Consider the following 12,835-nt stretch of genomic DNA (forward strand, 5'->3'; position numbering starts at 1 on the left):
CGGCGAAGATCGTGTCAAGGACGGCGACACCGCAGCCGAGGCGTGGCTGCTACGCATCGGGCTGCGCCCGGTGACGGTTCCCGCCGGGTACGTCACGGCTGCTCGCCGTCCTCGTCACCGGTCTCGGACGGATCCGGGTCGGGGAAGGGACGCGGGCCCTGGCCGGGCCGCCGCCCTCGACGTTGCTGTGTGAAGGACGAGCGCCAGATCCACGCCAGCGCGGCTCCTGGCGTCACACAGGACAGGAGGGCCGCCGGGCGGGCCTGGCCGCCGGCCTCCCAGCCCAGGGCTGCCGGCAGGAGGAGGAGCAGTCCGACGAGGAGGATGCCGAAGGCGGGAAGGTGTACGGGCGGCGCGTATCGCCGTGCCCCGCGGGGCATTCCGTGCGCGAGCGCCCCTGTCAGGACGACCCCCGCGCAGACGACCGGGAAGAGGCCGAGGATCAGCATGCCGGAGCCGAGCACGCCCGCGTCCCGACGGCGGCCGTCCTGAACGACCGGCGAGTGCGGGCGGGGGTCGCCCGGCGCGTAGTAGATGTCGATCCTCGTGCCCGCCTTCGGCGGCTCGTAGCGCGTGTACATCCGGGGCACGGTCACCTCCCGGGGACCGCTGTCGTACGGGACGCGCAGAACGAGATCGGTCTCGAAGAACACCGGCTCGTCGGAGGCGTTGTCGCCGCGGACGGGGTCTGCCGCGAGCCGGGCGACGGTGACTTCGTACGGCCCGAACCGGGCCGCGTCCAGGCGCTCGGTCTCCCGCCCGTACTCCGGGGACACCATGAACCCGAGGATGAAGCAGGCCATCGTGGCCAGCGGCACCAGCCAGGCGACCAGCCACACCACCCCACGGCCCTTGCCCGGGAGGGAACCGGCGCGCTGAGGGGCCCGGCGCGAGGCGACGATCCAGGCGGCGGCGAAGACCACGGCCAGCGCGGCGAGCCCCGTCTCGGTGACCAGCGGAGGGTACGGGCCGACGCCCCACAGCACGCAGCCGACCGCCCCCACGGCGCTGAGCAGCATCCCCCAGCCGGTGAGCGTGGTCCCCACACTCCGCCGGTACACGGGGCTCACCCGCGTCGACGCCTTCTCCAACCCCACCACCATGCCCGCCCCCTTCACGCCCCGCCCCGCCGCCGGTAAGCACGCCCGAGCCGCTACCACTCGCCACGACGAGCGTGGCTACGCCTCCCCCGAGACCGCGCCCGGCGCGGCCCTCACCCTTCGGCTCCGTTCGTGAAGCCGATCACTCCCCGTCCTCGGGCAGGTGGAAGTAGACGGTTCCCGACCACCAGGGACCGTGCTCGGTCGTCTCGGACGCGATCACCACGTCCTGGATCTCGGCAGGGCCCAGAGCCTCGATGGAATCCGCCAGCCGCCGCAGGAGAGCCGGCAGGCTGTCACAGCCGGGGCCGGCGGGGTTGGCCTGCGAGAAGTGGCGCAGAGTCCAGTGGGTCGGGGTATCCATCACGGACCGATCGTAAGACCTGCCGTCGCCCCGTCGGCAAGCGATGGCAGGGCCCGACAGCCACCGGCTGCGACACCCTTGTCGGCAGGTTGGGGGAGTACGGCGACAACTGGTCCGCAAGGCACGGGAGTTCCCCTGCCGATATCTGCTTGCCGGGCGGACGTCGAGCTCGCATGCTTCCGAGCGTGACCGCTCACCACGAACGCACCGACGGCAGTTTCAGCTCCGGCCGGACCGAAGCCCCAGGGGACGCGGGAGCCAACGGAACCACCTGCCCGACCATCACCCTGGCCGTCCGCGTGCGCGATCTCCGCCCCGGCGACCTGCCGGCCTGCGCCTGGTCGGGCTCGGCCCTCCACCTGCGCCACGTGGAGGGGGAACTGGCCCGCGCCGCCCGAGGCGAGGTGGACTACCTGGCCGTCTGCGCCGCCGCGGACCTGCCGGTGGCGATCGGCGGCATCGACTATCAGGTCTCCGAGGGGGCCGGAACCCTCTGGCAGCTCGCCGTGCTGCCGGCCCTCCAGTCCTGCGGCCTGGGCACGCTGCTCGTCCGGACCGCCGAGCGGCGGATCCGAGACCGTGGCCTGCGCCGGGCCGAACTCGCGGTGGAAGAGGACAACCCCCGGGCCCGTGCCCTGTACGAGCGCTTGGGCTACATCCCGTACGGCCGCGCCCCGGACGCCTGGGACGAGGAGGGGCCGGACGGCTCGATCCGACGCCACGAGACGGTGTGCGTCCTCCTGCGCAAGCCCCTCTGAGCCGCACGCGAAAGCCCCTCCGAGCCGCGTCCCGCCTGCCCCGCCCGCCGCGCCCGCCCCGCGAGCGCTACGCACCCCGCGCCGAGGCGGGCCAGGCCCGGGGGTACGGAACCCGCAGTGCTTCGGGGCGTACGGGAGTGTGGTCCGCGGCGGCGTGGAGGCGGTCGTCACGCCGGACGATGGCGCCGCTGCGCAGCATGGTGGTGACCAGTTCCTCCGCGAGGGCCTCCGGCGTACGCGCGAGGAGCCTGGCGGCATCGGTCAGCCACGCGCGCGCGTGCAGGTACGACTCGACCTCGTCGGCCGGGACTCCCCCGCGGATCATCAGCGCGAAGGCGAAGATCCTCCGCGCGCCGTACCAGACCGCGCCGTCCGGGTCGTCGACGAGCCGCCGGGCACGGCGCAGGGCGGCGCCGAGGGTCGCACCGGGGTCGGCGGGGACGGGGCCGTGGGAGGGGAGGATCACCCGCGGGTCGAGGTCGGCCAGCCGCTTGAGGGAGGCGAGCGCGGTGGCGGCCGCGCCGGGACCGTCGAGGGCGAGGTTCACCCAGCCGACGTCGTAGTCCGACAGCGCGTCCCCGACGACCAGCAGTCGCTCCTCCGGCTCCCACAGCGCCAGGTGGCCCGGGGTGTGACCGGGGGTGCGGACGACTTCCCAGTCGGCGTCCCCGAGGCGGAGGACCTGCCCGTCGCCGAGCGCGAGGTCCACCGTGTACGGGGCGACGGGCTGGTCGAGGTACTCGGCCGAGCAGCAGCCGGGGTCGCGACGGGAGATCGCCTCCGCCTCGGGCGCGCCGGCCGCGATGCCGGCGCCGTGTGCCTGGAAGAGGGCGTTGGCGCCGACGTGGTCGGAGTGCCAGTGGGTGTTCACGACCAGATCGACGTGCCCGGTCCGCGCCCGGACCCAGGCGGCGGTCTCCTCGGCGTGGCCGACGAAGCCGGTGTCGACGAGGGCGGGGTGCCGTCCGGGCAGGAACAGTGTGTTGGCGTCGGGAAAAGGCCGCTCCCACCAGGTCAGCCACGGCGGCAGAGCCGGAGGGACCTGGGAGGAAGAAGGGGAAGGGTAAGGGGTCGGCTGCGGGCTCACTCGGCGCTCCTGTCGACGCGGATGAGGGTCTGCCGCCCGTTGGCGGGGGGCTTCCGGGAGCCGTCGGCCCGGACCCCGTACACCTCCGGTCGGCAGAGAGTCAGGGTGCGTCCGGACCTGACGACGGTGCCGACCGCTTCGAGGTGGTCCCCCGCGGCGGGCGCGAGGAAGTTGATCTTGTACTCGACGGTGAGGACGTCCGGATCCTCGTCGAGGAGCGTGAGCGCCACGCAGCCGCCCGCGCCGCCCGCGCTGTCCGCGCGGGAGCTGGTGGCGCGGACGTGGCCGTGGCCGTGTTTCCGGGTCGCCTCGGGGCAGGAGGGCAGCACGAGGAGCCCGCGCCCGGGGCCGGTGCGGGCGAGGCGGGCGCCGAGATGGGCCCTGAGGCCCTGACGGTCTGCGCTCTCCCGGACGCCCCTGCGTACCGCGGGGCTCGCCTGTTCGTCGTGCCGCTCGCCCGCCTGCGGCTCCGGCGGGGTCTCCGGCTGCTGTGCCACGTAGGCGCTCTCCTCGGGTCCGTGTACGGGTGGAGCGTGGAGCGGGACGGGTCCTCAGCCGGTCAGGCGTTCCACCAGCAGGAGGGCACCGATGACGATCATCATGGCACCGCTGACCCGGGTGACGACCCGGGCGGCCGAGGGCCGGGTGGTGAGGACCGTACGGGCCAGGACGCCGACCGCGAGGTAGACGACGGCGCAGACGGTCAGGTGCATGGTGCTGAGCAGCCCGGTCTGCGCGGCGACCGGCCAGCCGGTCACCGGGTCGATGAACTGCGGGAAGAGCGAGAAGTACAGCAGCAGCGCCTTGGGGTTGAGACCACTGGTCCCGGCCCCCTTGAGCAGGGCGCGCAAGGCGGACGTCTCCGTCCCGCGCCCCGCCGCGGTGGGCGTGACCGGCTGACGCAGGACGCCCCAACCGAGCCACAGGAGGTAGCCGGCGCCCGCGACGGTGAGGGCGGTGAGAGCCCCCGGGGAGCCGGCCACGATCACGGCGACCCCCGCGACGGCCACGAGCGCGTACGCCGCGTGCCCGGTCAGCAGGCCCGCGACCGCCGGCACGACGGAGCGGTCGCGCAGTCCGGCGGAGATCGCGTACGCCCAGTCCGCGCCCGGGGTGAAGACCAGGAGCAGGTCCACCGCCAGGAAGGCCGCCAGAGTCGTCGTGTCCATCGTCGGTTCGTTCCCTCTCGTACATCTCTTGCTCTGCGAGGGAACGCTAGGCGGAACAGGCCCGAAGGTGTTTGCGTCTTTACCCCAGGATCGTCCCTCCTGAGGGAGAATCTTCTCCATGGACGCACTTGACCGGAAGATTCTTACCGAGCTGCAGCAGGACGGCCGTCTCACCATCACCGAACTGGCCGCCCGCGTGAAGCTCAGCGTCTCGCCCTGCCACCGCAGGCTGCGCGATCTCGAACGCGAGGGCGCGATCCGCGGCTACCGCGCCGTCGTCGACCCCGCCGCGCTCGGCCTGGACTTCGAGGCCCTCGTCTTCGCCACCCTGCGCTGGGAGACCCCCGACACCGTGACAGCCTTCGAGGAGGCCGTGGCCGCCGTCCCGCACGTCCTCCAGGCCCAGCGCCTCTTCGGTGAGCCCGACTACCTCCTGCGGGTCGCCACCGCCGACCTGACCGCCTTCCAGCGGCTCTACGACGAGCGCCTGGCCCGGCTGCCCGGCGTCCAGCGCCTGACCTCCACCCTGGTGATGAAGAACGTCATCGACGGCCGTCCCCTGCCCGAGAACTAGGGCCTGTCGTCGAACTCCCGAAAAAGTTCGGGCGAGGATGTCGAGAATCCGCGTCCTGCTTCGTCCCCGGGGTGAACGCGACCAGAATGGGTCGCGACAGCACCGAGGAGAGCACCATGGCCAAGTACCTGCTGCTGAAGCACTACCGAGGCGCCCCGGCCGCGGTGAACGACGTGCCGATGGACCAGTGGAGCCCGGACGAGATCACCGCTCACATGCAGTACATGAGCGACTTCGCGTCCCGGCTGGAGAAGACCGGCGAGTTCGTGGACGGGCAGGCGCTCGCCCCGGAGGGCGCGTGGGTCCGCTACGACGGCGAGGGGCGCCCGCCGGTCACCGACGGACCGTTCGCGGAGACGAAGGACCTCATCGCCGGCTGGATGATCATCGACGTCGACAGCTACGAGCGCGCCGTCGAGCTGGCCGGGGAGCTGTCGGCCGCCCCCGGGGCGGGAGGCAGGCCGATCCACGAGTGGCTGGAGCTGCGCCCGTTCTACACCGCGCCGCCCACCATCACGGAGTGACACCTCCGATGGACGAGGCCCTGCTCAGAAGCCTCACGCCGAGCGTCCTCGCCGTCCTCGTCCGCCGCGGAGCCGACTTCGCGGCGGCGGAGGACGCCGTGCAGGACGCCTTGGTGGAAGCACTCCGGCTCGGTGCGACGGGGCCTTCCCCGGCCGCGGAAGACCCGGCCGGACCGGCATCGACCGGGTCAGCTTCGACCGGGTCGGCTCCCGCCGGACCGGACCCGACCGGGCCGGCCCCGATCGGCGCGGACCCGGCCCGCTCGGCCCCCGCCGCGCCTCCGGCCGGAACCGACCCCGCAGGCCCCTCGGGCCGCACGGGCCCCGTCCCCTCCCCCGCCGCCCCCTCCACCACGCCGAGCCCTCCACCTCCTACGAGCGGGAGCGACCCGCTGCGCGATCCCAAGGGCTGGCTGATCACCGTCGCCTGGCACAAGTTCCTCGACACGACACGCTCCGACGCGGCCCGCAGGCGGCGGGAGGACCGGGTCGAGGAGGAGCCGGCGCCGGGACCGGTTCCGGCGGTGGACGACACGCTTCAGCTGTACTTCCTCTGCGCCCACCCGTCCCTGACACCGGCCTCGGCGGTCGCGCTCACCCTGCGCGCCGTCGGCGGCCTGACCACGCGCCAGATCGCCCGCGCGTACCTGGTCCCCGAGGCGACGATGGCGCAGCGCATCAGCCGGGCCAAGCGCACCGTCTCCGGGGTGCGCTTCGACCGGCCGGGCGACGTCGCCACCGTCCTGCGCGTCCTCTATCTCGTGTTCAACGAGGGGTACTCCGGCGACGTCGACCTCTCCGCGGAGGCGATACGGCTCACCCGGCAGCTCGCGGCGCGCATCGACCACCCCGAGGTGGCGGGGCTCCTCGCTCTGATGCTCCTCCACCACGCGCGGCGCGCCGCGCGGACCACGAGCGACGGAAGTCTGGTGCCGCTCGCCGAGCAGGACCGGAGCCGCTGGGACACCGGCTTGATCGCCGAGGGCGTCTGGATCCTCCAGGCGGCTCTCGCGCGCGACCGGCTGGGCGAGTTCCAGGCACAGGCCGCCGTCGCCGCCCTCCACGCCGACGCGCCCACCGCCGGGGAGACGGACTGGGTGCAGATCGTCGAGTGGTACGACGAGCTGGTCCGCCTCACCGACAACCCCGTCGTCCGTCTCAACCGCGCTGTCGCCGTCGGAGAGGCCGACGGCCCCCGCGCCGGCCTGGCGGCCCTCGCCGCTCTGGACGCCTCGCTCCCCCGCCACGCCGCGGTGGCCGCGTACCTCCACGAACGCGCCGGCGACCTGACGACGGCGGCGCGCCTGTACGCCGAAGCGGCCCACAAGGCCCCCGACCTCGCGGAACGCGACCACCTCACCCGCCAGGCCGCCCGTCTCAACACCCACCGGCGGCAAGCCTGACGCCTCCCCCGCCCAAGCCCCCCCTCCCGCCTCCGGCCTCCCTCGCCTGTCAGTGCCCCCTGACACGATGGCCGGGTGACAGCCATCGACCCCCCGCTCACCCACCCCGCCGAACCGGCGCGCGCCCGTCTGTCGGACCTGGTCGGCGCCATCGATCCCTGGGACGACCTGGAACGGGCCCATCTGAAGACCGCCGCGGAGTGGATCGCCGGCGGAGCCCCGCTCTACCGGGTGCGCAAGCCGGACGTCCCGCCGATGCACCTGGTCTGCTACTTCGTGGTCCGTGACGAGGAGCGCGGCCGATTGCTGCTCGTCGCCCATCGCAAGGCGGGGCTGTGGCTGCCCGCCGGCGGACACGTCGATCCGGACGAGGACCCGTGGGACACGGTGGTCCGTGAATGCCGGGAGGAACTGGACATCCAGGCCACGGCTTCGCCGGTCACCGGCCGGCGTCCGCTCTTCCTCACCGTCACGAGGACACGCGGCGGGGAAGGCGCCCACACCGACGTCTCCCTCTGGTACGTCCTCGACGCCACCGCCGACTCCGTCACCACCTACGACGAGGGCGAGCTCACGGCGATCCGGTGGCTGACCGAGGAGCAGGTCCTCCAGGAACCGGGCGAACTCCTCGACCCCCACATGCACCGCTTCACCCGCAAACTCCGGCACGCGCGAACCAGCACACGAGCCGGCGTTCAGACCTGACCGACCTCGGGAGTGCTCAGCACCGCACGTCGGTGGCCGGGCGCTCGCCCGTCGTCAGGAAGCGGGTGACGGTGCGGTCGCCGCAGGCGTTTCCGGTGCCGCCCGCGGCGAGCAGGTACACGCCGTGACCGCCTCGGTCGACCGACACCAGGCGGGCGCGGTCGCCGAGCGCCTTGCGCATCTTCAGGCCGGAGGAGTGCGGGTTGGCGGGGTCCCGCAGGTTCTGGATCATCAGGATGTTCGAGGGGCCGTCGTCGGTGAGGCGGACCGGCTTCTCCACCGCCCCGCCCTTCCAGAAGGCGCAGGGCGTGATGTTGACGGGCATGCCGCCGGTGAGCGGGTGCCGGGCCCGGTCGGCGGCGACCGCCCGGGCGTACGCCGGTACGGAGCGGGGCCAGTCGACGTCGTTGCAGATCACGCCCACCGTGATCGCCGCGGCCTCGTCGGGCATCGCCCCGGACAGCTCGGGCGGCAGCGCGGGCACGGCCTTCGGGTCGAGGGCCTGGCCCACGAGGCGCGCGAAGCCGGGGAAGGCCGCGTCGGAGTAGAGGGCGAGCTGGAGCGCCTGCCGGAAGGAGGCGCCGGTGAGCTGGGCGCCGGGGACTGCGGTGGGGCGGGGCGCCCGGTCGAGCCGGGCGGCGAGGTCGAGCACGAGCCCGCGTACCTCCTCCGGAGAGTCGGCCAGCCGCAGCCCTTCCGCCTGCCGGTCCGGGTGGGAGGCCCAGGCCGCGAAGTCCGGGAAGCGGTCCTCGGCGCCCTTCGCCATGTCGGCGAGCCAGCCGTTGGCGACCCGGCGCGGGTCAGGGTCGGCGCTGCTGTCCAGGACCCAGCGGTCGGTGCGTCGCGGGTACTCCTGCGCATAGCGGGCGGCGACGTACGTCCCGTACGAGGTCGCCCACGCCGACACCTTCTTCTCGCCGAGCGCCTGGCGCAGCAGCTCCATGTCCCGTACCTGGTTGGCGGTGGTGAGGCTCCGCAGCATGGCGCCGCCGTTGCGGGCGCACGCGTCGGCGATCCGGCGTGCCCGCTCGACGTTGGAGCCGATCGACCCGTCGGCGGCGGGCCAGGACCGCAGGGTCACCATCCACCGGTCCTCCTCGGCCAGCCCGCACCGTGCCTTGGCCGAGCCGCCGACCCCGCGCGGATCGAGGGCCACCAGGTCGTACGCCCCGCCGGTCTCCTCCGCGAGCGCCGCTCCCTTCTGCGCGAGCCGCTGCACTCCGGAGCCTCCGGGCCCGCCGGGGATCACGAACAGGGTCCCGCGACGCGCCTCCGGCCGCGTGCTGGGCAGCCGCGAGACGGCGAGGTCGATGCGGGGGCCGGCGGGGTCGGCGTGGTCGAGCGGCACGGAGAGCGTGGCGCACCGCTGCCCGTCGGCCGCCTTGACGGAGGCGGCGCAGTCGCCCCACCGCAGCGCGCCACCGGCGGAGGCGGCGGCCGGGCCGATCGTGCTCCCGGCCCGAGCTCCGGGGGTGGTCCCGGCGGCGCTCGCGGAACCTCCGCCGGCGACGAGGCCGGAGGCGGCGAGGGCGGCGACGGAGAGGAAGGAGGCGGCAAGTGAGGTACGTACGCGGTGTGTTGTCATGCCTGAAGCCTGCCGTCCGGCACCGTGCCGGGGGCATCCGGCCACCGGGCCGATCGAGGGTGAGGCCAACCCGACCATCCCTCCTCCGACCACCCCCTCCGGCCACCCCCTCCGACCACTCCCTCCGACCACCCCCTCCGATCACTCAATCTCCGGCGAGCCCGCCGGCCGAGTCGCCACCGCGCCGACAGGCGCTTCGTCAGGGGAAGTACAGGCTCGCCTTCTGGAGGACGTGCTTCGTGAAGAGTCCGCCCCACACCGTCCGGCCCCGGTACATCGCCGTCCGGACGGCGTTCGGGGTCGCCTCGACGGTGAGGGGGCGGCTGACGACGCTCGTGTCGACGGTCCGGGCGTCGTACGCGGCCCACTGCGCCGCCGCCGGCTGAACGTGTGCGCTGACCAGCGCCGGGAGCACGAGGGTCACGTTGCGGGCGCCCGGTATGCCGCCGCGCAGGCTCTTCGCCCGGCTCATGGACCACACGGTGAACGCCTCCAGGGTGGCGACGTCCACCTGGGGGACGGCCGCGGCCAGGATGAACAGCTCGGACTTCGTCCCGAACCACCGGGCCTTGCGGTCCGCCCGTTGGGCGGCCACGACCGGGGCGCCGTTCCACTCCGTGGACGTCACCGTGCAGCCGTCGGCCGTCAGCCGCTCGTGGAGAGCCGCCAGGTAGGCGCCGGCCGCGTCGGCGGGGGCGTCGGATGCGTACTGAGTCATGGGCAGATCCTCCAACGCGCCCTGCCTCGTGGGGAAGAGGCCGACTCCCCCGATCGCGCGGTCGGGGGATCGTCAGGTGGCGGGCGAGGTCACCGCGCGAGCTTCGCGTCGATCACCGCCCTGAACTCCTCATAAGACTGAGGCAGTTGGATCCTCATGCCGTCGATGAAGAACGTCGGCGTGCCCTGGACGCCGAGGCCGAGACCGTCCTGCTGGTCGGCCTTGATCCGCTGGAGGGTGGCGGGCGCCTTCAGGGCGGTGTCGTACCGGGCCATGTCCAGGCCCAGGGCTTCGGCGTAGGTGCGGAAGAGGGCCGCCTTGGACTCCTTCGACTCGCCCCACTCCTTCTGGGTGGCGAACAGCTTCGCGTACATGGTCTCGAACTCGCCCTGCTGGGCCGCCGCTTCGACGGCGAGGGCGGCGGTGGTGCTGTTGTGGTGGCCGGGCATGGGGAAGTAGCGGGCGACGAAGGTCACCCGGTCCCCGTACTCGCTCCTCAGCCGCTCCACCGTCGGGTACACGGCTCCGCAGCCCTCGCACTCGAAGTCGAGGAACTCGACGATCGTCAGTTCGCTGTTCTTCGGCGAGGTCAGCCGGTGGCTGGTGTCCCGGACGGCGCGGGCGTCCACGGCGGGCTCGGTGCCGAGGGCCGTGGTGTCGTCCTGGGGTGCGAAGAGGAGGAAGGAGCCGAACGCGGCGGCGAGCGCGGCGAGGAGGACGCCGACGGCGAGAAGGTTCTTCTGCAGCTTGGTCATGATGCCTCGGGTGTGGGGTGACGGGGGAATCTGAGTCGGGGGATCGGAAGGGGTAGGAATCGGGGTCGGTCAGGGCCGGGGTCAGGGGCGCGCGCGGGTGCCGGGGCGGGGGCGGTCTCGGGCGTGGAGGGCCGCGAGGTAGGCGTTGTAGGCGGCCAGCGGGTCCTTGTCGTCGCCGCGGTCGATCTGCCGGTCGACGCGTCTGGCCTCCCGGGCGTCCGAGCGGACCCATTGCACGGCCAGGATGATCGTGGTGATCAGGACGGGGATGTCCCCGGTCGCCCAGGCGATCGCACCGCCGTTGTACTGGTCGTCGAGGAGGGACGGACCCCAGGGGCGGGCGAGGTCGGCCCACCAGCTCTCGCCGATCACGGCGACGGAGCTCATCAGGGAGATGCTGAACCAGGAGTGGAACGGCATGGTGAGGATGAGCACGAAGAGCCGGCCCAGGTGCGGTGGCCTGCGCGGCCCCGGATCGATGCCGATGATCACCCAGAAGAACAGCAGCCCCGCCGCGAGGAAGTGGACCAGCATCACCATGTGCCCGAGATGGCTGCGCATCAGCGTCTCGAACAGCGAGGTGTGGTAGACGGCGAAGGCACTGCCGATGAACAGGGCGCTCGCGGCCACCGGGTGCGAGAGCACCTTGACGTACCGGCTGTGCAGCAGTCGGACCAGGAGTTCACGCGCCCCGTCGGGGCCCGACACGGGGGCGGTGGGCAGGGTGCGCAGGGCGAGGGTGGCCGGTGCGCCGAGGACGAGGAGGATGGGGACGGTCATCGCCAGGATCATGTGCTGGCCCATGTGGACGCTCATCATGACCTTGCCGTAGACGGCCAGTCCGCTCATCGTCGCGAGCACGGTGACGGCCAGGCCGGCCATCCACGCGAGGGTCCTGCCGACCGGCCAGGCGTCACCGCGGGCGCGCAGCCTGCGTACCCCTGCGGCGTAGAGCAGCGCGGCCGCGGCCGTGCCGAAGGCGAACAGCGGGTCGAAGTGCCACTCGGTGAACAGGGGCGTCCAGGGAAAGCCCCCGAGCGGGGGCGGCATGGGGAAGCCGAGGAGTTCCTCCGCGGGGGTGCGCGGGACGGCTCCGGTGTCGGGCGGAGGGGTACGGGAGAGGGCGACGGCCAGCCCGAGCGCCGCGGCCATGAGGACCACCTCGCCCGCCGCGATCCTCAGGAAGGGCCGCCTGGCGCCACCGGCGAGGGCGGGCAGCGTCCTGCGGCGGTGCCACCGGCCCAGCGCGCCGAGACCGGCGAGGGCGAAGGCCTTCACCGTGACCATCAGTCCGTACGGGCTGGTGAGGAGCGCGGTCCAGGACGGCAGGCGCACCACGGTGCCGACGACACCGCTCGCCGCGACCGCGAGGAAGGCGCCGCCCGCCAGGACGCTGAAGCGCCGGGCGGCGGTGGCCAGCCCGGCGTCGCGCCGCAGCACGGCCACGACGAGGAACACCAGCCCGCCGGCCCAGACCGCCACCCCGGCCACATGCAGGGCCAGGCTCGTCACGGCGGCGTCGTGGTTCGCGGCCGCCGCCGAGTGCCCGGTGAAGGTGGGCGGCAGGACGCCCGCGACGGCGACCACGAGGGTCGCCCTCGCCCAGCGGACGGTCGTGACCCCGAGCCCGACGGTCGCCACGACGGCCGCCGCCGCGACCATCCCCGCGTACGCCCGCCCCCGCGCGTCGGTCACGACGAAGTCCGCCAGGACGGCCGGATCCAGCACTGCGCCGACCGGCCGGGCGAACAGGTCCGACAGCGTGAGGAGCAGCAGCGCCGCCGACGCGGCGGCCCACACGACCGCCGAGACGACCGCGGCGAGGACGTACCACTGGTGGGTACGGCCGAGGCGGCGGCCGCCCGGCAGCAGCACGGCGGCCATGAGCAAGGCGCCGACGGTCGCGGCCGCCGCGGCGTCGCCGACCACCCGGGCGACCGGGAGTCCCCGGGCCGTCACCGCGCCCGCGTCCGCGATCCCCGGCACCGGCGGTGTCGCGGCCGTACCGCCGTCGAGCATCCCCAGGGTGCCCGCGGTCACGGCGACGGCGAGGAGACCGGCCCCGGCGAGGACCACGGACGGACGTGCCACGC

Annotated in this window: 15 protein-coding genes; 6 read left to right on the forward strand and 9 right to left on the reverse strand. The window is 73.7% G+C overall.

Translation table 11 applies throughout. From position 1 onward, the window contains the following. Positions 1–92: 92 nt before the first annotated feature. Positions 93–1,046, reverse strand: coding sequence for a hypothetical protein (locus ACFYT9_RS05760; protein WP_389161163.1), 954 nt, complete (start codon positions 1,044–1,046; stop codon positions 93–95). Between ACFYT9_RS05760 and ACFYT9_RS05765 the strand changes: the two genes are divergently transcribed. Continuing rightward, a complete protein-coding gene (locus tag ACFYT9_RS05765) occupies positions 1,036–1,236 on the forward strand; it encodes a hypothetical protein (RefSeq protein WP_389161164.1) in 201 nt (66 codons plus the stop codon). The two genes, ACFYT9_RS05760 and ACFYT9_RS05765, sit on opposite strands and share 11 nt — an antisense overlap. Positions 1,237–1,242: 6 nt before the next feature. On the opposite strand, the gene ACFYT9_RS05770 is transcribed toward ACFYT9_RS05765, so the two are convergent. Further along, on the reverse strand, positions 1,243–1,464 hold the full coding sequence (locus ACFYT9_RS05770; protein ID WP_387272691.1) for a hypothetical protein: 222 nt from the start codon (positions 1,462–1,464) through the stop codon (positions 1,243–1,245). 281 nt (positions 1,465–1,745) lie between these two features. On the opposite strand from ACFYT9_RS05770, the gene ACFYT9_RS05775 reads away from it, so the two are divergent. After that, positions 1,746–2,222, forward strand: a complete 477-nt coding sequence (locus ACFYT9_RS05775; RefSeq protein WP_389161650.1) for a GNAT family N-acetyltransferase — start codon at positions 1,746–1,748, stop codon at positions 2,220–2,222. A gap of 67 nt (positions 2,223–2,289) precedes the next feature. On the opposite strand, the gene ACFYT9_RS05780 is transcribed toward ACFYT9_RS05775, so the two are convergent. Genes ACFYT9_RS05780 through ACFYT9_RS05790 form a run of 3 tightly spaced genes read right to left on the reverse strand, consistent with a single transcriptional unit; the run spans position 2,290 to position 4,478 of the window. Continuing rightward, positions 2,290–3,309, reverse strand: a complete 1,020-nt coding sequence (locus ACFYT9_RS05780) for an MBL fold metallo-hydrolase (protein ID WP_389161166.1) — start codon at positions 3,307–3,309, stop codon at positions 2,290–2,292. Next, positions 3,306–3,806: a PaaI family thioesterase gene (locus ACFYT9_RS05785; RefSeq protein ID WP_389161167.1), complete on the reverse strand. Its 501-nt coding sequence runs from the start codon at positions 3,804–3,806 to the stop codon at positions 3,306–3,308. The genes ACFYT9_RS05780 and ACFYT9_RS05785 overlap by 4 nt, the downstream gene beginning before the upstream one ends. A gap of 54 nt (positions 3,807–3,860) precedes the next feature. Beyond that, positions 3,861–4,478, reverse strand: a complete 618-nt coding sequence (locus tag ACFYT9_RS05790) for a LysE family translocator (protein WP_389161169.1) — start codon at positions 4,476–4,478, stop codon at positions 3,861–3,863. A 118-nt stretch (positions 4,479–4,596) separates the two neighbouring features. Between ACFYT9_RS05790 and ACFYT9_RS05795 the strand changes: the two genes are divergently transcribed. The 4 genes from ACFYT9_RS05795 to ACFYT9_RS05810 all read left to right on the forward strand — a co-directional run bounded on the left by ACFYT9_RS05795 (position 4,597) and on the right by ACFYT9_RS05810 (position 7,684). Then, complete coding sequence (locus ACFYT9_RS05795) at positions 4,597–5,052, forward strand: Lrp/AsnC family transcriptional regulator (protein ID WP_389161170.1); 456 nt, start codon at positions 4,597–4,599, stop codon at positions 5,050–5,052. 116 nt (positions 5,053–5,168) lie between these two features. After that, entirely contained in the window at positions 5,169–5,576 is a 408-nt protein-coding gene (locus ACFYT9_RS05800) for a YciI family protein (RefSeq protein ID WP_376597275.1), read from the forward strand. A gap of 8 nt (positions 5,577–5,584) precedes the next feature. Further along, on the forward strand, positions 5,585–6,979 hold the full coding sequence (locus ACFYT9_RS05805) for an RNA polymerase sigma factor (RefSeq protein WP_389161651.1): 1,395 nt from the start codon (positions 5,585–5,587) through the stop codon (positions 6,977–6,979). Positions 6,980–7,054: 75 nt separating this feature from the next. Next, positions 7,055–7,684 (forward strand): NUDIX hydrolase, encoded by a 630-nt coding sequence (locus ACFYT9_RS05810; protein ID WP_389161171.1) that lies wholly within the window; start codon positions 7,055–7,057, stop codon positions 7,682–7,684. Positions 7,685–7,700: 16 nt separating this feature from the next. On the opposite strand, the gene ACFYT9_RS05815 is transcribed toward ACFYT9_RS05810, so the two are convergent. From ACFYT9_RS05815 to ACFYT9_RS05830, 4 genes are all read right to left on the reverse strand, one after another. After that, a complete protein-coding gene (locus ACFYT9_RS05815; protein WP_389161173.1) occupies positions 7,701–9,269 on the reverse strand; it encodes an alpha/beta hydrolase in 1,569 nt (522 codons plus the stop codon). Positions 9,270–9,468: 199 nt separating this feature from the next. Beyond that, complete coding sequence (locus ACFYT9_RS05820) at positions 9,469–9,987, reverse strand: hypothetical protein (protein WP_387272641.1); 519 nt, start codon at positions 9,985–9,987, stop codon at positions 9,469–9,471. An 89-nt stretch (positions 9,988–10,076) separates the two neighbouring features. After that, positions 10,077–10,742, reverse strand: coding sequence for a DsbA family protein (locus ACFYT9_RS05825; protein WP_387272643.1), 666 nt, complete (start codon positions 10,740–10,742; stop codon positions 10,077–10,079). Positions 10,743–10,823: 81 nt separating this feature from the next. Beyond that, positions 10,824–12,833 (reverse strand): cytochrome c oxidase assembly protein, encoded by a 2,010-nt coding sequence (locus ACFYT9_RS05830; protein ID WP_389161175.1) that lies wholly within the window; start codon positions 12,831–12,833, stop codon positions 10,824–10,826. Positions 12,834–12,835 lie beyond the last annotated feature (2 nt).

The organism is Streptomyces sp. NPDC004435 (genome assembly GCF_042873895.1).
In the GTDB taxonomy this organism is placed as follows: domain Bacteria; phylum Actinomycetota; class Actinomycetes; order Streptomycetales; family Streptomycetaceae; genus Streptomyces.

Coding starts and splice junctions, on each gene's coding strand:
- ACFYT9_RS05790 (WP_389161169.1), bottom strand. CDS start 4,478: ATGGACACGACGACTCTGGCGGCCTTCCTGGCGGTGGACCTGCTCCTG.
- ACFYT9_RS05820 (WP_387272641.1), bottom strand. CDS start 9,987: ATGACTCAGTACGCATCCGACGCCCCCGCCGACGCGGCCGGCGCCTAC.
- ACFYT9_RS05805 (WP_389161651.1), top strand. CDS start 5,585: ATGGACGAGGCCCTGCTCAGAAGCCTCACGCCGAGCGTCCTCGCCGTC.
- ACFYT9_RS05800 (WP_376597275.1), top strand. CDS start 5,169: ATGGCCAAGTACCTGCTGCTGAAGCACTACCGAGGCGCCCCGGCCGCG.
- ACFYT9_RS05795 (WP_389161170.1), top strand. CDS start 4,597: ATGGACGCACTTGACCGGAAGATTCTTACCGAGCTGCAGCAGGACGGC.
- ACFYT9_RS05815 (WP_389161173.1), bottom strand. CDS start 9,269: ATGACAACACACCGCGTACGTACCTCACTTGCCGCCTCCTTCCTCTCC.
- ACFYT9_RS05770 (WP_387272691.1), bottom strand. CDS start 1,464: ATGGATACCCCGACCCACTGGACTCTGCGCCACTTCTCGCAGGCCAAC.
- ACFYT9_RS05825 (WP_387272643.1), bottom strand. CDS start 10,742: ATGACCAAGCTGCAGAAGAACCTTCTCGCCGTCGGCGTCCTCCTCGCC.